Below are 21,495 nucleotides of genomic sequence, written 5' to 3' on the forward strand. Positions count from 1 at the left end.
CTGATCTTGAACGTATGTTGTTTTAAAGTTTATTGATCGCGATCGTGCGGTGTAGCAATTAACGCTTTAAGCTGATCTGACATTTTGAAGTTTAGATTAATATTTTTTGGTGGAATCGGCTGCTGGAACCATTTCTCGTACATTTTGTTGATTTCACCGGAACTATACGTGGCTTTAATCGCATCATCGACCACTTGTTTAAAGCCCGTGTCGCCTTTACGCAGCATACAGCCATAAATTTCGTGAATTGGTGCTTTACCGACAATTTCCCACTTATTTGGATCAGTGGCTTTAGATTTTTCACCTGCCAGCAAGATGTCATCCATCATAAAGGCTGCAGCACGTCCATTTTGTAGCATCAAGAATGATTCTGCATGGTCTTTGGCAGAAATAATTTCACCAATCCCGAGTTCCTGCTGATGCTGACGGATATAACGTTCAGATGTTGTTCCGGCTGTCGTAACCAGTTTTTTGCCTTTCAGGTCCGTAAAGTCTTTCACCCCAGAATTTTTGGCGGTAAGCAGACGAGAACCGACTTCAAAGAAACCCACAGAGAAATCGACTTGTTGCTGACGTTCCTTGTTGTTGGTGGTTGAACCACATTCCAAATCGACCGTGCCATTTGAAACCAGCGGAATACGGTTTTGACTGGTCACCAGGTTATAGCGAATTTTTAAGTCCGGCATATTCAGTTTTTGTTTAACAGCATCGACCACTTTTAATTGCAGGTCATGCGCATAACCGACCGGTTGATTTGGATTGTCTGCGATATAAGAAAAAGGAATGGAAGAATCGCGATAGCCCAGCACAATGGTGCCAGATTTTTTGATTTTATCGAGGGTACCTGAAGTGGCAGCATCGGTACTGGTTCCCGCTGCCTTTTCCCCCGATGTTGGAGCTTTATTATCACTACAAGCACTCAGACCAAGCATGAGCGCGCTTGCACAAAGTAGGGATGTTACGCTGCGTTTATGTGTCATCTATAAAACTCCTTTTTTATTTCATTATCATCAAGTGCTGAATTGTGGGTGGAACGCCACCGATTTATATGCAAAAGATGTTTTCTTTTATGTATATACATACATCAGATTTCATCTTAAGCGAGTTTTGAACAATTGCTCAAGCAAAATTTTGGCAGAATTTGTTAATGATAAATATTGAGGAAATAACCAGTTTTTAGGACAAAATCCGGACAGTAAGCGACTTTAACTACAGCAGAAAACATGCCAGATTGAGTCTGTTTTTCAGACTCACGACTAAAGTTTAAGAGGATTTTATTTGAATAAAAGATGAAAGTGTTTAGTTTTTATACCATTTTATCTTAGCATCTGCTCATTCATGGCTTTGGCCCAGCGGCAGCATTTGCAACGAGAACACTGCTGATCCGGTTTGGAAATATGGTCGACATAGCCGCAGTACATACAGGCATAATAGATCTCCGATTCTACCTGTGTGACTTCCTTGTATTTTTTAGGGAAAAGGGGGAGACCGTAACGAATTTCATCGGGCTTAAACAACAAAATACTAAATTTACCGTCGGTTTCCAGCAAGCCGGCACGTACCTGACCTAAATGTTCGATGCCTTGCTGACGCATTTCCGCAAAGAATTCATCATGTGACATTTTACCGCGTTTAATTTTGTCCAGCACCAGCATGCCGTCTTCCACAATATACAGCGACTTTCCTTCAATTAAGTCTTCAAAAGGCTGGTATTTCATCATCAGCCAGGTGGTCAGGCGGTAAAGTATAATGACAATACTCATGATCAGCAGGGCTTGAATCAGCGGCAGGTCTTCGGTGAACATCGGGTCACCGGCAATGGAACCGAGTGATAAAATAATGGCCAGCTCAAAAATGGACAGTTGCCGGATACCGCGTTTCCCGGTTAGGCGCAGAAAGATCATGATCATGCTAAACATAAGTACTACGCGTATGGTGATTTCTGCGGCAAATGTCCAGGTGGTGTCATGAATAAAGATAGTTGCCCAATCCATCAATGTTGTTCCTTTCTATAATTGGTTCATCATTCTTCTTATACTATGCCTGAGTAGAGCAGGGCGTATGTTTATATTTAGGTAAAGAACCGCCAGTATTTTAGTAACTTACTGAATTTAAAGTCACTAGGTTTATGCAATAAAAAAATGAATAATCTAATAACTAAATGTGCACTTTTAACTTTTGCCTAGCTTTAGACTACTTGCTGTTATCTGTCATTGAGTCAGGAATATTGCTATAGTTTTTCTTTTGCTTTTTTCTTTCCTATGTCTTTCGATTTAAAAATCACAGTTCAGCCAGATGCAGAGCTTTCTCCACAACAAAAAAAGCTGAATCGTCTGATTGAAAAAATTGAACAGCAAAAAATACACCTGGCAGCTTGGGAAAAAGCTCAAAACGATATTCAGCAATATGCACGTCAAACTTTGGTGCCGGTTTATAACGAATTACACACTGTATTGTTTAAGCAGCTTGAACAATTATGGAAATATTTACATGGCAGTGATTTTTCAAAAGCGGAAGTCATGCAGCTTGATGAAAAAATCCAACACCTTGCAGCATATTTAAAAGATTCAAAAGCCTTGTCAGCGCAACAAGCCCATACAGTCGAAGAAATTGATACCTTTTACCAGCAACATACAGAACATACCAACGCGAAGAAAACCAAGAAAAAGCCTTTCGTTGAAACAGATTCTAAATTTGAAGATACTGATTCAGATGAAGAGGAAACAGCATTTGATCCCTTCGATGAATGGGATAGTACACAGCACGAACAGCAACGTGAACAAGCCAAACTTAAAAAACAACAAGAGAAGCGCGAGCAAGCTGAGAAAATGGCAGAGCAGTCTTTAAAAACTGTTTATTTAAAAATTGCTGCCATTATTCACCCTGACCGTGAACAGGATGAAAGCAAGAAACTTGAAAAAACTGAAATGTTGCAATATGCCAATGCCGCTTATGAGCAGCAGGATTTGTTTTATTTACTCAAGTTGCAGATACAGATTGAGCAGAATAGAGGGGCAGTGCAAAAAGGTTTAAGTGCAGATCAAATCAAGTTTTATAAATTGGCACTTGATGCACAAAGTCAAAAACTTGATGATGAAATAAATGAAATTATTGATTCATTGGTTTGGTCAGAGAATGCCAAAATTGCAGTGCAAAAGTCCAAAGGAAAGGTTCAAATTTCGGATTTGTATAAGCAAATCGATGCCGACACAGCAGCCATTAAACAGCAAGTGAAATGGGAAAAGGAACGGCTTAAATATATGAGTCGGGTGAAAGGGTTGGAGATGTTGTTGGAGAATAGAGTACTTTAATGCTTTTCTCCCTCTCCCTTTTGGAGAGGGTTTCGGCACCGATGATAAATTAGAACTGAATATCGTTATCAGATAATATTTCTAATAGATCAGGATCATTATTGATGAATGTTCTCCAAAACCCTGAAAAAGGATAATTAGGTTTTGTCATATTTATGATTTTTTCAATAGCCTGATTCAATTCAAATTCTGTATAACGATCCTTATTAATTAAGAGTTCAAATCTAATTTGCCAAAGGTAACCATATTCCTTATGGATTTCTAGAATTAGGGTTGAATGACTAACATTTTGAGGACCATTATTAGAATTGTTATAACATTGGTTTAACAAAGCTATAGTTTTCTCAGTTAAAGCATGTATTTCTAGTTCAGTTGAACATGCATTCTTTATTGTAACTGTACCATTTGGAACGACAGGAGGATAATACTCAATTTTATCAGCAACATTATAGTCATTGCTACAGCAATCAAGAAGTTCTCGATGTCTTGCCCCTTTAATACCATTACAATGAGAACAGGCATAATATAGATTTTCCCATTCGATCTTTAAGTCGTTGTCTTGGTTTAAATGGGGAACAAAATGTTCAATATTCACATTGCCAAAATCTTTCATCTCACAAATATAACATTTTGAAAAAAAATCTCTTTTCAATTGTTTCACCACAGCAGAGTCTCTATAGTTTTTATTTTCCCAATCTTCAGGTTTATCTGATCGTGTAACTTTAAACATCAAGATCTCCTAGTTCTTGATTGTCTAATAAATGATTTAATGCTTTGAAGTAAAAAGACTTAGATTCAACATCAAGTTGTTTAGCAAAAGGAGTAATTTTTCTTAATATATTTCTAAGCTCTTCAAAATTATTTGCTTCATGATTTAAAATTCTAGCTATATCTTTAATTTCGGCTTGTAGTTGTTCGGATTGTGCATCGACATGGAATAAACCTTTAACTACAGATTCATAAGAATATCGGCTTAAATCCTCTTCATAAAAATCACCACTAGAAATATCATAAACTACAGTATCATTATCTGTTGAAGTGATAACAAAAGGAGAATGTGTACTTACTATAAATTGAATTTTAGGGAAGGCTTTAGTTAAAAATGGCATAACTTTTTTTTGAAGTGAAATATGTAAATGAACATCAATTTCATCAATTACTACTATTCCAAATAGTTCAGTTGGATCTATACTTGCAAGCTTTGTTCTCATTAAAAGACTAGAGTAAATTTTAAAAATAGCTTGTAAACCTGAAGAGAGATTATTCATGTTAAAGTGTTTTTCACCAGAAATAATTACAATTTTTTTCTGAAACTTATCAAATGAAATTATAGTATTTTTCTCTTCAAAAATATATTTTAAATCACTTTCTACTTTATTAAGCCAGCTGTTTTTTGAGTCTAAATACTCGAATTCTTCATCTGTTATGAGTTTTTTTGTGGGAGTGTTTGATTTAAATTGTGATATTAAGTATTCTTCAAATAAATTATCAAGATCAGAATAAATTGAAATTTCAGTAGAGTCTTTAATTCTTTCTGAAGTTTCTGTTCTTTTTGCATTAAAAAAATTTATAACTAAATTACTAGTATCTTTGCTGAAACAAAAATTATTATCAATTTTAATTGAAACTGATGTGCTGGTAAATTTTTTTATTTGGCTATTTAAATCTTTAATATAGAAGCTTAGATGACTAGAATTTTGATAATAATACTCTTTTTTATATGAATTTTTAAGCTTTGGTTTTGGATCAAATTCTGTGTAAATGTCAGTAACTTGATTTTCTAGGAATTTTTTATAATTTTCTAAAAATATATTATATTTATTAGTTATTGAACTTTTCAAATTGTATAATTTTGATGAAAACTCATGAGTATTATAAATTTCAATATTATTTAATAAATCTTTAAATCTATTTTTTTCATTCTCATCTAGATCCAATACAGCTGAGAAATTATTGAATGCAATACCAAGCTCATCAAGTATTTTCTCTCTTTTATAATATGTATTTTTTTTAATATAGTCTGTTCCAGCTACTATTTTTTTTATTTCACTATAAATATTATCTAGTATATAAGTTTTTCCTGAGCCATTATTGCCAATAATAATGAGATTCTTATTGTTTAAAGGTATTATTTTATCTCTAATGATAATTGCTTTAATAAGCTTCATAAATATAAAAGGCTGAATAATCAGCCTTTTATATTACATCTTAATTTTTAAATTACAACATCTTAAAGCGCTGCAATCTGATCCATATTCGCTTTAATCTTCGCTAACTGGTCAGCAAATTCAGCAAGTTTTACTTTCTCGCCTTCAACCACAGCAGCAGGTGCTTTTGCCACAAAACCTTCATTTGAAAGTTTTCCTGCAATTTGGTCATGTTGCTTTTGAACTTTATCAAAGTCTTTTTGCAAACGACCCAATTCCGCTTTAGGATCAATTAAGCCCTTCATTGGAACAAATACAGAGGCATGACCCACAACGGATGAAGACGACAATGGTGGTTGTTCGCCATCTGCCAAGTAAGTGATGCTTTCCACTTTCGCCAATGCTTTAAACAATGGCTCGATACGTGAAATTTGCGCCACTTCAGCATCAGTGATGTTTTGCATCAATACTGGAAGTAAGCGCGCATTACCCAAGCCCATTTCACCACGGATGTTACGTACTGCACCAATCAAACCTTGTAGCCAATGCATATCAGCTTCAGCTTGGTCATTGATTTTCGCTGGGTCAGCAACAGGGTAAGCTGCAGTCATAATGGTTTCACCGCCCAAACCAATTATTGGCGCAAGAGTTTGCCAAATTTCTTCAGTCAAGTAGGGCATGATTGGATGTGCAAGACGTAAAGATGCTTCCATCACCGCAAGAAGAACACGACGAACTTCAGCTTTACGCTCTTCAGACACATTTTCATCGTTCAGAACAGGCTTGGTCAGCTCGACATACCAGTCACAGTATTCATTCCAAATGAACTCATAAATCGCTTGTGCAGCCAAGTCTAAACGATAGGTTGCAAAGGCTTGTTGAACTGCAAGTTCCGCTTTTTGCAGGCGGCTTATGATCCATTGTTCAGGCAATTCCCAAAGATCTGGACGTGCAGTTTGACCTACAGTTTGACCTTCCACATTCATCAGAACGAAACGTGTACCGTTCCAGATTTTGTTACAGAAGTTACGGTAGCCTTCAACACGTTTCATGTCGAACTTGATGTCACGGCCGGTGTTGGCAAGCGCACAGAAAGTGAAACGAACCGCATCCGTACCGTAAGCCTGAATGCCTTCCGGGAATTCTTTACGGGTTGATTTTTCAATCTTCGCTGCCTGTTTCGGGTTCATCAGACCAGTGGTACGTTTTTGTACCAACGTTTCTAAATCTACACCGTCAATCAGGTCTAAAGGATCAAGCACGTTGCCTTTAGATTTAGACATTTTCTGACCTTCGCCATCACGTACCAAACCATGTACATACACAGTTTTGAACGGAACTTGTGGCGTGCCATCTTCATTTTTCATGAAGTGCATGGTCATCATGATCATGCGGGCAACCCAGAAGAAGATGATGTCAAAACCGGTTACCAATACATCTGTTGGATGGAAGGTATTGAGGAAATAGTTTTCAGCATCTTTTTTCGCATCGCCAGTCCAACCTAAAGTTGAGAATGTCCAAAGACCAGAGGAGAACCAGGTATCCAAAACGTCTTCGTCTTGTTTCAGTTCTACATCCGCCGCAATGCCATTTTCCGCGCGCACTTCCGCTTCAGAACGACCTACATAAATGTTGCCATCTACATCGTACCAAGCCGGAATGCGGTGACCCCACCAGAGTTGACGTGAGATACACCAGTCTTGAATGTTGTTCATCCAGGCCATGTACATGTTGCTGTATTGCTCAGGCACGAATTTGATGTCGCCATCTTTAACCGCTTTAATTGCAGGCTCAGCAAGCGGTGCAATTTTCACATACCATTGGTCTGTTAAAAGTGGTTCAACGATGACGCCTGAACGGTCACCGCGAGGTGCTTTCAAGTCGTACGGTTGAATTTGTTCTAACCAGCCCTCGCTTTCGGCTTGTTCAACCAGTTTTTTACGTGCAGCAAAACGCTCTAAACCAATATAGTCTGCAGGTGCAGCAATGGTTTTAGAAATTTGTTCACCCGCTTTGGCAATGTATTCAAACTCAGCCAACACTTCAGCATTTTTGTTGAAGATGTTGATGATTGGCAAGTTGCAACGTTTACCCACTTCATAGTCATTGAAGTCATGTGCAGGAGTGATTTTTACGCAGCCTGTACCGAAATCTTTTTCGACATATTCATCGGCAACCACAGGAACCAGACGGCCTGAAATTGGCAGAACAATATTCTTGCCGACAAGATGTGCATAACGTTCATCTTCAGGGTGTACCGCAACAGCCGAGTCACCGAGCAAGGTTTCCGGACGCGTGGTTGCTACAACAAGGAAGTCGTTGCCATCTTTGGTGCGAAGGTCTTTATCTTCAAAGAAATATTTAAAGTGCCAGAGTGAACCTTTTTCTTCTATCGATTCAACTTCAAGGTCAGACAGCGCAGTTTGCAGTTTAGGATCCCAGTTCACCAGGCGTTTACCGCGGTAAATCAAGCCTTCTTTATGCAAACGTACGAATACCTCTTTCACTGCATTGGATAAACCATCATCCATGGTGAAGCGTTCACGTGACCAGTCTACCGATGAACCTAAACGGCGAATCTGATTGGTAATGTTGCCACCAGACTGTTCTTTCCATTCCCAGACTTTTTCAATGAACTTTTCACGACCCAAGTCATGACGGCTGATGTCTTGTGCAGCCAATTGACGTTCTACCACCATTTGGGTTGCGATACCGGCATGGTCCGTTCCCGGTTGCCACAAGGTATTTTTACCTGACATACGGTTATAACGGGTCAAGGCATCCATAATGGCATTGTTAAAACCATGACCCATGTGCAAGTTACCAGTGACGTTTGGCGGCGGAATCATGATACAGAAAGAGTCGCCTTTTTCAGACGGCTTAAAGTAGCCGTTTTCTTCCCAAGTCTTGTACCATTTTTTCTCGATCTCGGTAGGATCGTATGTCGTAGCAATATTTTGCGCAGAATCAGTCATAGTCAGAACAGATCAAAAGTGAATGAAAAATTAGGACTATTGTAGCAAAAAAATTACCGAATGAGGCAGCTTCGCCAAATGCAAACTTTATGCAATTGGCATACACTGAATAAGATCTTATGATAAGAGTTGAATAAAAACAGCGCGAATGGTCGCAGAACAATTCTAAAAAGGACATTATCGGTATGAGCTATTTTATTTCTTTAAAATTAACCCGGGAAACCCATCAGCGCTTTCAGCAGATTCATCAGCAATTGAACCAAGGTGAAAGCCAGAGTTTAGCCAAACCTTTAGGCGAGGTTTTGGCTGATATTTCCTGTGAAATTGTCGATCAGGTGTTTGGGGAAATTGCACGGTTATCGACTTCGGTTGATCGAGAATCCGAAAAGATGGTCCAACAAATTTTAGAGACCGTACGTAAATATATGCCCTGGTCGGTTTCATTCTTTGGCAATGATCGCTTGGTCCCGATGGTAAATTATCTAAAAGATAAGGCCTATGAGAAAAATGGTCAAAATTATATTTCCTATAGCGTCGATCATGTCTTGGTGGTTGAGCTGCTGGAATGTGTAGAGCAAATGAAACAGGGCAATACCCATTATGTTTCGCCAGGCTTAAAGGCATTTACCCAGTTGGTCGATCAAGGGGTGACCAGTCTGGTTCGTGAACCTAAAAACATATTAAAATTCAATTTGGTGGTCGATAAAACCTTAAATGGCGTGATTCATTTGACTACACAGATGGGTTATAAGCGTTTAGAAAGGCTGGGTACCCACTACGATTCGCAACTGACGCATCGTTATTTTGATCATTTTCTGATGTTTTTAAATCACGAGGAAAATACTAATAACAGATCAATTCATTAAGATATCAATACATTATCAATCTATAAGTAGCATGAGGGACAGCAATATGGCGCAGCAGGACAGTTTAGACAATAAGGTGGTATGGATTACCGGTGCATCTTCAGGTTTGGGTAAGGCACTTGCACAAGAATGTGCCTTACAGGGTGCACAGGTTGTACTCACCGCTCGTCGTATGGATGAACTGGAAAATGTTCGTCAAAGTTTAGTTAGTCCAGATCGACATATTTGTATCAGTGCCGATATTACTGATGAAACTCAAGTTCGTCATGCTTATGAACAGGTTTTAAATGAGAAAGGACGTATTGACTGGTTAATTAATAATGCTGGACTCAGTCAGCGTGCCTTAATTGGCGATACCACCATGCAAACTGAACGTGCAATTATGGAAGTGGATTATTTCTCTCAAGTGTTCCTCACTAAAACCGTTTTACCGACTTTCTTAAAGCAAAAATCAGGTCGAATTGCCTTTGTATCCAGTGTTGCAGGTTTATTGGGTACGCAATACCGCGCAAGCTATTCAGCAGCAAAAGCCGCGATTCATATGTGGGCAAACAGCCTAAGAGCAGAAGTGGCTAATGATGGGGTGGCGGTTTCGGTTATTTTCCCCGGCTTTGTCAAAACCAATGTGTCTTTCAACGCTTTAAATGGCGAAGGCAAAGCCCAAGGTCATCAAGATGAAGCAATTGAAAATGGCTTGCAACCTGAGGAATTTGCTAAAACTGTAGTCAAGTCTCTGTTGAATGATGAAGAATATATTGTCGTTGGTGGTACTAAAGAGAAACTCGGCGTTTTAGTTTCGCGTTTGTCGCCACCCCTCCTTTATAAAATGATCCGTAAGATGAAGGTGAAGTAACCGTTTTCTTAAAGCTAGGCAGACTTACTTTAAGCCAAATTTGAGTTGAGCATGTACTTTAATGATGAAAAAAGATTCTTCTTATGGAGTGCATGTCTAAGCTCTTTTTCATTTTACAACTCAGCTTTAGCTAATCCTTAAGGCACAGATGGATGAAAGGAATTCTGTATACATGATGCAAAATAAAAAAGTGATGCAAAGTAAAAAACGAATCGCTACTAAGACATTCAGTTATGCAGTTAAATAAAGCATCATAAAAGGACAGGGAGTCGGGGAAATTATAAAAAGCTAAACTTTAAATTATCCCGGAAAAACTTCAGACTTAAATTTGACGGAACTCAGTATTAATTTTCCAAAAGTTTTGTAGATGAATATCAATACTGAGCAATGGATTCAAATAGAGTTATTAACTCTGTATCGCCGTTCCATAAGCAAACACTTCCACTATCCCGCCTTGCATGCCCAGTTCAGTGGTACTCAATCGCAGGCCCATAATATGAGACGCGCCCATCTTTTCTGCTTCCAGTTTTAAACGCACAATCGCTTCACGTCGAGCACGTTCAACCACACTTTCATAACTGGTTAAACGCCCACCGAAAAAGTTCTGAATATTGGCAGTCACATATTTGAAGTAATCATGTGAGATGACCACATTGCTACTCACCAATTGCCCGTGATGAGGTGAGGTCTTAAAGCGACTGTTATCCAGAGTGATATAGGCTAGCCGATGTTCTTGTTGCTTCAGTTCATTTAAATGCTTTCTTTCGGTATGGCGACCGAAGCCCCAGCCTATGGCAAATAAAATCACAAAGATAACAATTTTTAATATCAAGGCATCCATAGCTTAGCCTTGAGTCGGGAAGGGATCAGGTAAGTGTTGTGCATTTGCTTCAACCACGACTGCAGTGCCATATACAAACAGTTCAGAAGCCCCTTGAGCAATATTTGAGGTCGAAAATCGGATACCCACTACAGCGTTCGCACCGATTGATTTTGCTTTTTCAATCATGCGGCTCATGGCTTCCTGACGTGATTCTTCAAGCAATTCGGTATACGCCGTCAGTTCGCCGCCGACTATATTTTTTAAGCCAGCCAGCAGGTCGCGTCCAACGTGTTTGCTACGCACCGTACTGCCATAGACCACATCAATTTGACGGATAATGGTATGTCCCGGAACAGATTCTAAATTACTTAAAAGCATTTTTTGGTATTCAAATAAGGGAGGTTGTAGTGAAGATAGGAAATCATGCTTTAAAAAGCAATAAAAAAGCCTGCAGAGTGCAGGCTTTTTTACAACGCTTAAAAATTATCTAGCGCTGTTTGCAGCTTTACGTTCAGCAGTAGATGGCGCTTGTTGAAGGGCATCACCGGTGTTGGCTTTAATACCACCACCGAGTGTTTTATAGACTTCCACCTGGTTATTCATGTTGGCTTGTTCAAGCAACAATAAACCTTGTTCAGCAGCATAAGACGCACGTTGCGCATCCAGTACCGTCAAGTAACTGTCAATACCCGCGCGGAAGCGGGCATTAGAAAGTCGGTAGGTGGTATTAGTAGCATCAACTAAACGGCGTTGTGCTGCCAAGCGGTCACCAATATTTTGGCGAACAGCCAAAGCATCATTCACTTCGCGGAAAGCGGACTGAATCGATTTTTCATAGTCAGATAATGCAATTTGCTGATCTGTTTCTGAAATCTTGATATTGGCTTTGCGTGTGCCCCAATCGAAGATTGGAAGATCAATACTTGGACCAATTGACCAGACAAATCCACCAGATTTAAACAAGTCACTTAAGCTGGTTGAAGCATAGCCTGCATTACCCATCAAACTGATGGTCGGGAACAAGCGTGCTTTAGCTGCAGCAATATTGGCACCCGCTGCAGAAAGTTGATATTCGGCAGCACGGACATCAGGACGGTTATTTAGCAAGTCACTTGGTAAACCGGCACTAAAGGCATTGCTTTTGCTAATACGTGTCACACGTTGAGTTGGTAACAAGTTTGCAGGAACCTGTTGACCTACAAGCAGGTTAAGCAAATTTTGTGCTTGCGCAATTTGAGTCTTGTAATTGGCAACATCATTACGTGCAGTTTCTACAGAAATCTGTGCCTGACGAACAGGAACTTCACTGTCGATTCCAACATCGAAACGTTTTTTGTTGAGATTATAAGATTCAAGTTGAGCTTTTAAGGTTTGGTCTGCAAGTTTTAAATTTGCATTGGCAAACGAATAGTTCAACCAGGCTTGAGCCACCTGACCTATAAGCGCAATTTGAGTAGCATCACGTGCACTTGAAGTGGCTAGATAAGTATCTAAAGCATTGTCTTTTAAGCTACGGACACGACCCCAAAAATCCAGCTCATAGGCAGTTACGCCCAGACCAACATTGTAACTGGTCATTGCACCATTGGTATTGAGCGTATCTTGACGCAGCACACTACCGCTGGCACCAATGGTTGGAAGCTGATTGTTTTGAGTGATTTGATACTGTTGCTGCGCACGTTGAATATTTAATGTCGAGGTACGTAAATCACGGTTATTGGCTAATGCCAGATCGAGCACCTGTAATAGACGCTGATCGGCAAAAAAGTCCTTATAACCCTGTTCAGCAATAGAAGGACCAGAGTTGCTGGTTAAATAACCTTGTTCTGGAATATTGGCTTGAGCGACGGGCTCTGGCCCACGCATGCTTTGACACGCTGTCAAAGCAAGCGCAAGTGCAGATACCGCAATGCTACGACCTGTAACAGACCATACCTTTTGCATCACGATGTTTGCTCCTGATTATTTGGTTTTTTAGGTTTAAATTTAAAGATACTTCGAATCCAGACATAGAACACAGGAATAAAGAAAATACCCAGTAGAGTCGAACTGATTACGCCGCCCAGTACACCATAGCCGACAGAGTGCTGGCTGCCTGCGCCTGCACCCGAAGAAAGAGCAAGAGGAAGTACACCAAAACCGAAGGCTAGGGTAGTCATGATAATTGGACGTAAACGCATTTTTGCTGCATGAAGGGTTGCTTCAAGTAAAGGCTCCCCTTTATCTTCTTGCAGTTCCTTGGCGAATTCTACAATCAAGATCGCATTTTTTGCTGCCAAACCAATCACGGCAATAATCGCCACCTGGAAGTAAATATTATTCGACAGGTTTGGATCTTTCAGCAGCACCATACCTAAGAATGTTAAACCTACTGCACCCACAATCCCCAACGGAATTACCAGCATAACCGAGAATGGAATAGACCAGCTCTCATATAGTGCTGCAAGGCACAGGAACACGATTAACATTGAAAGTGCGTATAGCCCAAAGGTCTGAGAGCCAGATTCACGTTCTTCCAAAGATAAACCTGTCCATTCATAGTCAAAACCGTTCATACCCATTTCAGGCAGTTTGGCGATGATTTCTTCCATGGCAGCCATGGCATCACCCGAGCTGACACCCGGAGCAGGCGTACCCTGAATGTTGACTGATGAAATACCGTTATAACGCTCTAAACGTGGTGAACCATAAGTCCATTCACCGGTCGCAAAGGATGAAAACGGCACCATTTGACCTGTGGTACTACGTACATACCATTTGTTGAGATCTTCCGGCATCATTCGTGCATCAGGAATGGCCTGTACATAAACTTTCTTTACACGACCACGGTCGATAAAGTCATTAATATATGAACCACCCCATGCAATACTCATGGTGCTGTTGATTTCTGCAATGCTGACGCCCATAGCGCTGGCTTTTTCATTATCGACATAGATCTTGTACTGTGGCGTATCTTCCTGACCATTTGGACGGACACCAGCAAGACGTTTATCTTGTGCAGCCATACCCAAGATCATGTTACGCGCAGTCAGCATTTTCTCATGACCATTACCCGCAGCATCTTTCAACATCAAGTTAAAGCCTGCAGAAACACCCAGTTCAGGCATTGCAGGAAGCTGTAAAGGCATGACATAAGAGGCATCTTTAGCAATCACGTTAAGCGCCATACCACGTTGAATAATGGCACCCACAGTAGATTCTTTAGTGGTACGTTCTTCCCAGTCTTTCAGTTTAATAAATGCAAGACCGGCATTTTGACCGACCCCGGTAAATGAGAAACCAGCGACACTGAATACCGAGTCAACATTGGCTTTTTCACCTTCCAGAAAGAAGCCAGTCATTTGATCAATAACTTTTTCAGTACGGTCAAGCGTGGCATTTGGTGGAAGCTGAACCAGCGTCATCACCACACCTTGGTCTTCATCCGGTAAGAATGAACTTGGCAGGCTCTTGAACAAGAACAATAGACCGACAATCACTACCGTATAAATCGCACCCGCAATGATTTTATGAATCAGCAGCTTTCCGACCCAGTTTTGATAGCCTTGCGCCATACGGTCGAAACGACTATTAAACCCACGGAAGAAGCGGGCAAAGAAACCATTGCTTTGCTCTTTGTTCTTATCATGCTGCTTTAATAAGGTCGCACACAGTGCGGGGGTGAATGTTAATGCCACAATCAGTGACAGAACCATTGCGGTAACCAGCGTAATCGAGAACTGGCGGTAAATCACCCCGGTGGTTCCGCTAAAGAACGCCATTGGGACGAATACTGCAGACAATACTGTGGTAATACCAACCAGTGCACCCGAGATCTGACTCATCGACTTTTCAGTCGCTTCAACAGGTTCCAGGTGTTCTTCCGCCATAATACGTTCAACGTTTTCGACTACTACAATCGCATCATCGACCAGTAGACCAATGGCAAGAACCATGGCAAACATCGTGAGGGTGTTAATTGAGAAGCCAAACAAGTTGATAATCGCGAATGTACCCAAGACCACCACAGGCACTGCCATGGTTGGAATAATGGTTGCGCGCCAGTTCTGCAAGAACAGGAACATTACCAGGAACACAAGGATGATTGCTTCAATTAAAGTGTGAACTACACTTTCAATTGAAAGTTTGATAAATGGGGTTGTATCAAACGCCAGCTGATCTTTTAAACCAGTTGGATAATTTTTACGTAACTGTACTAAACGTTCTTCTACAGCAGTTGCTGTATCTAATGCATTTGCACCAGTGGCCAGTTTAATCGCTACACCACCCGCAGGCTTGCCATTAAATTTAGAGGTAAACTGATAGTTGTCCGAGCCTAATTCAACTTTGGCAACATCACCCAAAGTGACTTTCGCCCCAGTTCCAGCACTCTTTAGATAAATTCCGCGGAACTGATCTACTGTTTGTAATAAGCTTTGCGCATTTACGGTCGCATTTAAAACTTGACCTGCAACGGCAGGAGCACCACCCAATTGTCCCACTGCAACTTGTGCATTTTGGGTACGTAAGGCAGCAACGACATCACTTGGAGAAAGCTGGTAGCTGGCTAGTTTGGCAGGATCAAGCCAAATACGCATTGCATATGAACCACCAAAGACCTGAACTTCACCGACACCGGCAACGCGGCTAAGTGGTTCAGAAATATTCGAGTTCACATAGTCTTTAATGTCGGCATCGGTCAATTCGCCATTAGGTGAATAGAAAGCTAATACCTGCAAGAAGCTTGCACCAGACTTGGTGACTCGAAGTCCCTGACGCTGTACATCTTCAGGAAGTAATGCAGTCGCCGACTGTAATTTGTTCTGTACCTGAACCTGAGCGATATCCGGATCGATCCCTTGTTCAAAGTTCAATGAAATGGATGCTTGACCATTACCGGCACTATTTGAAGAAATATAGCGCAAACCATCAAGGCCATTCATTTGCTGCTCGATGATTTGGGTCACTGTATTTTCTACAGTTTCCGCAGATGCACCTGGATATGTTGCAGAAATGCTAACCGTTGGCGGAGCAATGGTCGGATATTGTGCGATCGGCATTTTGCTGATGGTTAAAATACCCGCCAGCATAATCACCAATGCAATCACCCATGCAAAGATCGGGCGATGAATAAAAAAGTGAGCCATTTAGTCTACCCCTTATGTATTTGAAGTAGATTTTTGTTCAGTTTTTGGCTGTGCTTGCTGCGCAGGTTGAGCGGCTTTATTGGCTTCTGCTGCAGGTTGACCTGCACCTTGAGGAGCGGCGGCTGGTTGATAAGGCTTAGCAACTACGGCCGCACCTTCTTTGACCTTGGCAACACCATCAACAATCACTTTTTCACCGGTTTTTAAACCAGAAGTCACGATCCAGTCTTTACCTTGTACACCCGCAGTTTCTACAGGGCGTGTTTCAACCTTAGCTTCAGCATTCACAATCATGGCAATCGCTTGACCAGTTGGAGTACGGGTAATCGCTGCTTGAGGAATCAAGATGGCATTTGGAATCACACCTTGTACAATCTTTGCAGTGGCATACATGCCCGGAAGCAGCAAATGATTCGGATTCGGGAATACAGCACGTAAAGTCACGGTACCTGTTTCCGGATTCACACTGGCATCAGAGAAAGCAAGGCGGCCTTCCACAGGGTAGTCGCTACCATCTTCAAGCTTAAGTTTGACTTTGGTATTGTTGCTGCTGTCTAAACTGCCTTTGCTCAATTGTTGACGTAAACGCAATAATTCAGCACTTGACTGGTTAATGTCGATATAGATTGGATCTAAACGTTGAATCGTCACTAAAGGATCGGCTTGACTGCCCGTAACCAATGCACCAACTGTAACTGTTGAACGGTTGGTCTGACCTGAAATTGGCGCACGCACAGTTGAGTAACCGAGGTTGATTTCGGCATTTTTAAGTTCAGCCCGGGTTGCCGCCAAATCTGCTTCAGCTAATTTTACTTGTGCAGCAATATCATCATATTCTTGTTTTGAAATGGCATTGGTGCCGACAAGTTGACGATAACGTCCTTCTTTAACGCGTAATACATTCAAGTTGGCTTGTTGACGATTTAGTGCTGCACGAGCACTATCCACGCCAGCACGATTGGTGCGCGAGTCAATTTCATACAAGGCTTGTCCTTCACGAACATAACTGCCTTCAGTGAAAAGACGTTTTTGAATGACACCACTGGTTTGTGGGCGCACTTCAGAAATTTCAAATGCTGTGGTCCGGCCTGAAAGTTCCACCGATTGTTCTACGCTCTGGGGTTGAGCAACAATGACACCGACTTCAGTCGGTGGCATTTTTTGGGCTGCTGCAGCTTGCTGCGCATCCTTTGGATCTTTGCTACAACCAACAAGTGCAATACTTGTTGCTAATGCGCAAGCGGTAAAGGCGGGAGCCCATAGCTTTGCAGACATCATTGTTCCACCTCGATTAGATTTTTATCTAAAAATTAATTTGTTTTCGCTCTACTGAATTTGACGTACAGCATATAAAGTAGGGTGATCCAAATAAAACCTATGCTCCAACCAGCCAAAACATCAGAGGGAAAATGTACCCCAAGGTAAATCCTTGAAATCCCCATGATCAACAACCATATAAAAGCACATAGCCAAATCAGTCGGTGCTTTGGATGTTCCAGACTTAGATAAATAGCAAGACAACCCAAAGTAGCGGCATAAACACTATGTGCACTGGGAAATGAAGCACCATAGCTCTGAACCAGGTGATAAATTTCGGGTGGGCGAGGTCTTGAAATTATATATTTGAGCAGCCAAGCCGTGGCAATGCTCCCTATAAGCCCTAAACTTATAAAAATAACATTTGTATATTTTTTATACCATGCTTGATATAAACACCAGATTGTGGTTAAAAATAGCACAAATGGCATACCACCTAGAACAGAAAGCGTGATAGATATCGTATTTAATTGCACTGTACGATGCTGACTCATCCATTCAACCATGACTAAATCGAATGGGTTAAGTGAGGGAGTAAAAAGCATTAATACACTGAAAATAAATAAGAAAAATCCTGCATAAAGCAATAGGTACGGCATGTAAGGAACCTTTATTATCTTAGCCGATTGGAGCGAGACTAATTAATATTTAAAGTGTACTCATCAGTACACTTTATTTCAAGTATGTGTAAGTTATGCTGATTTCTTTTTTACCGATTTTTTAATGTAAAGTAAAATAAAAAATAACCAATTACTTATAAGTAGATTTTTGTGATTGCGGAGATTCTTCCACTTCAAGAGGAACCTTCGGTGGCCAAAAAAAGTCACTCGGACGGGTTAAGAAATGAGTCAGCACCAGTTTGGCTAACGGTTTCCATTGTTCAAAACGCACGCGGCGTGCGCGTAGTGCCACAATAATGGTCAGACTGAAACTGACAAATAAGTTTGTCAGGCCAATTAATAATACCCCTAAAAAAGATACAAGAATCAAGCCAATTTCAGGACTGCCATTAATATTGATCAAGCCTTGAATAAAGTTGGCAGAGGCAAAGGCAATATGTCGAATATCTAGCGGAAGACCCAAGATAAAACCAAACGTTCCCATGCTGCCTAACATGATCCCGAATAAGAAATTCCCGGCTAGGGCGCCTAAATTCCGTTCAATATATGCAGCAAAATGATTTAAGCGTTCTTGACCGAGTAACACTTTTAAATGGACATGCGCTTTCAAACGCGGACCCACTTTGCGGTATACCGCCATATTGTCGAAATAACCTGCAATCAAACCCGAGAAAAATAGGCAAACCCCGGCAATGGCAGCATGCGGAATGGCCAGTGAGGTAAACGGATTAAGGGAATGTAAAGTTGTGGTTGCTTTGGCATGTGTTAGCAGTGGTTCATCCATTCCGTATTGCCAAAGTAGGCTAATCGCTGCTGCGGTAGGAATGGCAATCGAGATGTTACCGAGAATGGCAATAAACTGGGTTCGGATAATATTAATGATGAGTGCAGCAAGTTCCGCAATTTGCGCATTTTTAGAACCTTTTTGATGCTGTACTGTGGCCGCAAGTGCTGCTGCGGTCATGGCCGGTTGTTTGGTTGCGACAGTGAAATGGAGCACGTGAATCAGCATGAAACCCAGTGAATAGTTCATGCTAAACATAAATGCCTGCATGAGGGGAGCCATGACCAGACGTGCCGTCAAGATTTTCAAGGTCGCCATGGTGGCAATAATGAAACCAGCACCTGCTGCTGCCTTGTACATCGACCAAAAACCCTTTTTGTCGGTACTTACATAATGCTCGCCGGTTTTACTGGCATTTTCGGTGACTTGTAAGGCAACTAATTCACTGTTATTGGCAAGTAAAGAACGAACACTCCGTTCACTATAAATAGCGAATGTAAAGTCGATCAGTAAAGCGCTGAGTGATTCATAATGAATTTTGTCTTCTTCAACAATCAGGTTAATTAACAGTTCGATCCGATCTAGACATTGTTCCAGAAGTGATAATAAATAATTCAGACTAATACTTACGCCAATACGCTTGATGGCACGACGAATTTTTGAAACCACATCGCGACATTGCTCAATCATTACCAAAGCCTGCGAGGCATCGGGTGGGGCAATGACTGCCAGAGGGTCGGTATTTTGATGCAGCTTTTTATAATGCTGAATGAATTCGATAATTTCCCGGTTCTGTACCAGAAAAGGCGATTCATATTCTGTTAGGTCAGGTTGTGCATTGATGAATTCCGGATACAGTCCAATCCCGCTAATTCGATAGGACAGAACCGTGATGGCTTTAATCAGCTCACTTTTAATTTTAAGCTTTTCTGCCTGGTTGCCATGACCTTGATTGAGTAATGCAAATAACTTTTGCCAATCCTCATTAGAAATGCTGTCCAACCAATACTTATCACTACGTTGATAAAACACACGGCGGACTAAATCTTGTAGTTGGGTTTCATCATTAATCAGCGGTAAAAAATGAGCACCTACGCGTTGTGCGAGCTGATTCCAGAAACCATCGAGAGATAAAATGCCGGTATCGGCATACAAGCTGGTCTGTTTGTATTGGCTAATCAGTTTTAAGACAAAGTTTTGTAAGGTGGAAACTGCATTGGGGGTAATCAGCAGTGCTTGTACAAGTGCACGAAATTTGCAGTTAATTTCTTCAGTATTGGTTGAGTCATCTGGTCGAATGCGGTTAACCAGCTCAATTAACAATGAGTCATCAAGAACAGCTTGATGAGATTCAAGCTGCTCCTGCATTTTCAAAAATAGATCATTAAAATTTATATGCATAAGCGGAGATTAAGTCTATTTTTTTCAGAATCCATTATTGAATCCGGTTTAAGGCAAGTTGGGTCAGGTTAATCAGGGCCTGGCGATATTCAGTATGAGGAAGTGCATCTAAAGCTTGCAGTGCTGATTCAGTTTCTTCGGTTGCACGTTGGCGGCAGTAATCCAGTGCACCACAGCTTTGCACAATCTGAATGACACGTTCTAATTGGGTCGTACCACCGGTTGCAATGCTACGGCGAACGATTTCATGTTCTTCATCGGTGGTTTTTTGCAGTGCAGAGATTAATGGCAAAGTGGGTTTTCCTTCCATTAAATCATCACCAATATTTTTACCTAATGTTTCAGCATCGGAAGTGTAGTCTAAAATATCGTCAATAATCTGAAAGGCATTACCAAAGTGACCGGCAAAAATTCGTAGCGGTTCACGGTATTGTGGTGTACCGGCTAAAATGGCTGCGCCTTCAGTCGCCAGTTCAAATAAACGTGAAGTTTTACCGTGAATAATATCAAGATAAGTCTGTTCTGAGGTTTCAGGCTGATGCTGTGCTTGTAATTGTAGAACTTCACCTTCAGCAATTTCACAGGTTCCTGTCGAGAAATCTTTGAGTAAGGTCATGTCGTTTAAATCGACCAACAAGTCGAAAGCACGTGAAATCAGAAAATCACCGACCAGAACTGCAGTCTGATTGTTCCAGGTTGCATTGGCGGTCGGGCGGCCACGACGTAATCCTGATTCATCCACCACATCATCATGTACAAGAGTTGCAGTATGTAGCATTTCAATAATGGCCGCCAGTTTGCGCTGACGTTCTAAATCGGTCGCGCCGCAGGCTTTTGCCGCCAATAAACACATGATCGGACGCATGCGTTTACCGCCTGCTTCAACGACATGTTTACTTACCGCCATCACCAAAGCGACTTTTGAAGTAATCCCTTCATTAATAAACGTGTCCATCGCAGCAAAGTCTGAAGCAACAGGAGCGAGAATATCTTGCTTAAAGTCGATGGCCATATGAAGAGAAACCTCTAAAAATTGAATTGCTTATTCTATAGTGTAACAACTATATCTGATGATATAGCTAAGATCTTAATATAGTTGCTTAAATCCTGACTAGGCAAATGGTTTTAAACAAGTGACCATTCTAATACCTCATCTCATATGTGACTGAGCCGGTATTGGGTAGTCTATAGTAGCGAATTGATTTTAAAAATCTATTTCATTTTATAAAATGCAAGATTTCGACCTAAAAGTCATTTATTTTCTAGATTTTG

General features: G+C 41.0%; 16 protein-coding genes. 3 read left to right on the top strand and 13 right to left on the bottom strand.

Annotated elements, in window-relative coordinates:
- Positions 1-29 precede the first annotated feature (29 nt).
- Together AC3CAU_RS06885 and AC3CAU_RS06890 are read right to left on the bottom strand one after the other, a co-directional pair.
- On the bottom strand, positions 30-980 hold the full coding sequence (locus AC3CAU_RS06885) for a transporter substrate-binding domain-containing protein (protein WP_447054126.1): 951 nt from the start codon (positions 978-980) through the stop codon (positions 30-32).
- A gap of 336 nt (positions 981-1,316) precedes the next feature.
- Entirely contained in the window at positions 1,317-1,994 is a 678-nt protein-coding gene (locus tag AC3CAU_RS06890; protein WP_447054127.1) for a DUF421 domain-containing protein, read from the bottom strand.
- A gap of 267 nt (positions 1,995-2,261) precedes the next feature.
- On the opposite strand from AC3CAU_RS06890, the gene AC3CAU_RS06895 reads away from it, so the two are divergent.
- Positions 2,262-3,311, top strand: a complete 1,050-nt coding sequence (locus AC3CAU_RS06895; RefSeq protein WP_131215009.1) for a molecular chaperone DnaJ — start codon at positions 2,262-2,264, stop codon at positions 3,309-3,311.
- A 49-nt stretch (positions 3,312-3,360) separates the two neighbouring features.
- On the opposite strand, the gene AC3CAU_RS06900 is transcribed toward AC3CAU_RS06895, so the two are convergent.
- The 3 genes from AC3CAU_RS06900 to AC3CAU_RS06910 form a co-directional block, all read right to left on the bottom strand.
- Positions 3,361-4,041, bottom strand: a complete 681-nt coding sequence (locus tag AC3CAU_RS06900; RefSeq protein WP_131215007.1) for an HNH endonuclease — start codon at positions 4,039-4,041, stop codon at positions 3,361-3,363.
- Positions 4,034-5,479, bottom strand: coding sequence for an AAA family ATPase (locus tag AC3CAU_RS06905; RefSeq protein ID WP_131266930.1), 1,446 nt, complete (start codon positions 5,477-5,479; stop codon positions 4,034-4,036). The genes AC3CAU_RS06900 and AC3CAU_RS06905 overlap by 8 nt, the downstream gene beginning before the upstream one ends.
- A 62-nt stretch (positions 5,480-5,541) precedes the next feature.
- On the bottom strand, positions 5,542-8,433 hold the full coding sequence (locus AC3CAU_RS06910) for a valine--tRNA ligase (RefSeq protein WP_131213995.1): 2,892 nt from the start codon (positions 8,431-8,433) through the stop codon (positions 5,542-5,544).
- 185 nt (positions 8,434-8,618) lie between these two features.
- Between AC3CAU_RS06910 and AC3CAU_RS06915 the strand changes: the two genes are divergently transcribed.
- Together AC3CAU_RS06915 and AC3CAU_RS06920 are read left to right on the top strand one after the other, a co-directional pair.
- Positions 8,619-9,299 carry a hypothetical protein gene (locus AC3CAU_RS06915; protein WP_131213993.1) on the top strand — a complete coding sequence of 227 codons (681 nt, stop codon included), beginning with the start codon at positions 8,619-8,621 and terminating at the stop codon, positions 9,297-9,299.
- Positions 9,300-9,345: 46 nt separating this feature from the next.
- Positions 9,346-10,152: an SDR family oxidoreductase gene (locus tag AC3CAU_RS06920; RefSeq protein ID WP_131213991.1), complete on the top strand. Its 807-nt coding sequence runs from the start codon at positions 9,346-9,348 to the stop codon at positions 10,150-10,152.
- A gap of 406 nt (positions 10,153-10,558) precedes the next feature.
- On the opposite strand, the gene AC3CAU_RS06925 is transcribed toward AC3CAU_RS06920, so the two are convergent.
- The 8 genes from AC3CAU_RS06925 to sdsA form a co-directional block, all read right to left on the bottom strand.
- Complete coding sequence (locus AC3CAU_RS06925) at positions 10,559-10,993, bottom strand: YbjQ family protein (RefSeq protein ID WP_131213989.1); 435 nt, start codon at positions 10,991-10,993, stop codon at positions 10,559-10,561.
- Positions 10,994-10,996: 3 nt separating this feature from the next.
- Positions 10,997-11,353 (bottom strand): YbjQ family protein, encoded by a 357-nt coding sequence (locus tag AC3CAU_RS06930; RefSeq protein WP_131213987.1) that lies wholly within the window; start codon positions 11,351-11,353, stop codon positions 10,997-10,999.
- Positions 11,354-11,458: 105 nt separating this feature from the next.
- Positions 11,459-12,919 carry a multidrug efflux RND transporter AdeIJK outer membrane channel subunit AdeK gene (gene adeK, locus AC3CAU_RS06935; RefSeq protein WP_131214036.1) on the bottom strand — a complete coding sequence of 487 codons (1,461 nt, stop codon included), beginning with the start codon at positions 12,917-12,919 and terminating at the stop codon, positions 11,459-11,461.
- Positions 12,919-16,101, bottom strand: coding sequence for an efflux RND transporter permease subunit (locus AC3CAU_RS06940; RefSeq protein ID WP_131213985.1), 3,183 nt, complete (start codon positions 16,099-16,101; stop codon positions 12,919-12,921). The genes adeK and AC3CAU_RS06940 overlap by 1 nt, the downstream gene beginning before the upstream one ends.
- A 12-nt stretch (positions 16,102-16,113) precedes the next feature.
- The gene (locus AC3CAU_RS06945) at positions 16,114-17,379 is read right to left on the bottom strand and encodes an efflux RND transporter periplasmic adaptor subunit (RefSeq protein WP_424620554.1); all 1,266 of its coding nucleotides are present in this window, start codon (positions 17,377-17,379) and stop codon (positions 16,114-16,116) included.
- Positions 17,380-17,411: 32 nt separating this feature from the next.
- A complete protein-coding gene (locus AC3CAU_RS06950) occupies positions 17,412-18,017 on the bottom strand; it encodes a phosphatase PAP2 family protein (protein ID WP_447054128.1) in 606 nt (201 codons plus the stop codon).
- A gap of 151 nt (positions 18,018-18,168) precedes the next feature.
- Positions 18,169-20,223, bottom strand: a complete 2,055-nt coding sequence (locus tag AC3CAU_RS06955) for a site-specific recombinase (protein WP_447054129.1) — start codon at positions 20,221-20,223, stop codon at positions 18,169-18,171.
- 34 nt (positions 20,224-20,257) lie between these two features.
- Positions 20,258-21,235 (bottom strand): All-trans-nonaprenyl-diphosphate synthase, encoded by a 978-nt coding sequence (gene sdsA, locus AC3CAU_RS06960; RefSeq protein WP_424620548.1) that lies wholly within the window; start codon positions 21,233-21,235, stop codon positions 20,258-20,260.
- Positions 21,236-21,495 lie beyond the last annotated feature (260 nt).

This window comes from Acinetobacter sp. GG23, assembly GCF_057766365.1.

Bases quoted from the DNA above. Each gene is read 5' to 3' on its own strand.
- AC3CAU_RS06885 (WP_447054126.1), bottom strand. From the start codon at position 980: ATGACACATAAACGCAGCGTAACATCCCTACTTTGTGCAAGCGCGCTC.
- AC3CAU_RS06890 (WP_447054127.1), bottom strand. From the start codon at position 1,994: ATGGATTGGGCAACTATCTTTATTCATGACACCACCTGGACATTTGCC.
- AC3CAU_RS06895 (WP_131215009.1), top strand. From the start codon at position 2,262: ATGTCTTTCGATTTAAAAATCACAGTTCAGCCAGATGCAGAGCTTTCT.
- AC3CAU_RS06900 (WP_131215007.1), bottom strand. From the start codon at position 4,041: ATGTTTAAAGTTACACGATCAGATAAACCTGAAGATTGGGAAAATAAA.
- AC3CAU_RS06905 (WP_131266930.1), bottom strand. From the start codon at position 5,479: ATGAAGCTTATTAAAGCAATTATCATTAGAGATAAAATAATACCTTTA.
- AC3CAU_RS06910 (WP_131213995.1), bottom strand. From the start codon at position 8,433: ATGACTGATTCTGCGCAAAATATTGCTACGACATACGATCCTACCGAG.
- AC3CAU_RS06915 (WP_131213993.1), top strand. From the start codon at position 8,619: ATGAGCTATTTTATTTCTTTAAAATTAACCCGGGAAACCCATCAGCGC.
- AC3CAU_RS06920 (WP_131213991.1), top strand. From the start codon at position 9,346: ATGGCGCAGCAGGACAGTTTAGACAATAAGGTGGTATGGATTACCGGT.
- AC3CAU_RS06925 (WP_131213989.1), bottom strand. From the start codon at position 10,993: ATGGATGCCTTGATATTAAAAATTGTTATCTTTGTGATTTTATTTGCC.
- AC3CAU_RS06930 (WP_131213987.1), bottom strand. From the start codon at position 11,353: ATGCTTTTAAGTAATTTAGAATCTGTTCCGGGACATACCATTATCCGT.
- adeK (WP_131214036.1), bottom strand. From the start codon at position 12,919: ATGCAAAAGGTATGGTCTGTTACAGGTCGTAGCATTGCGGTATCTGCA.
- AC3CAU_RS06940 (WP_131213985.1), bottom strand. From the start codon at position 16,101: ATGGCTCACTTTTTTATTCATCGCCCGATCTTTGCATGGGTGATTGCA.
- AC3CAU_RS06945 (WP_424620554.1), bottom strand. From the start codon at position 17,379: ATGATGTCTGCAAAGCTATGGGCTCCCGCCTTTACCGCTTGCGCATTA.
- AC3CAU_RS06950 (WP_447054128.1), bottom strand. From the start codon at position 18,017: ATGCCGTACCTATTGCTTTATGCAGGATTTTTCTTATTTATTTTCAGT.
- AC3CAU_RS06955 (WP_447054129.1), bottom strand. From the start codon at position 20,223: ATGCATATAAATTTTAATGATCTATTTTTGAAAATGCAGGAGCAGCTT.
- sdsA (WP_424620548.1), bottom strand. From the start codon at position 21,235: ATGGCCATCGACTTTAAGCAAGATATTCTCGCTCCTGTTGCTTCAGAC.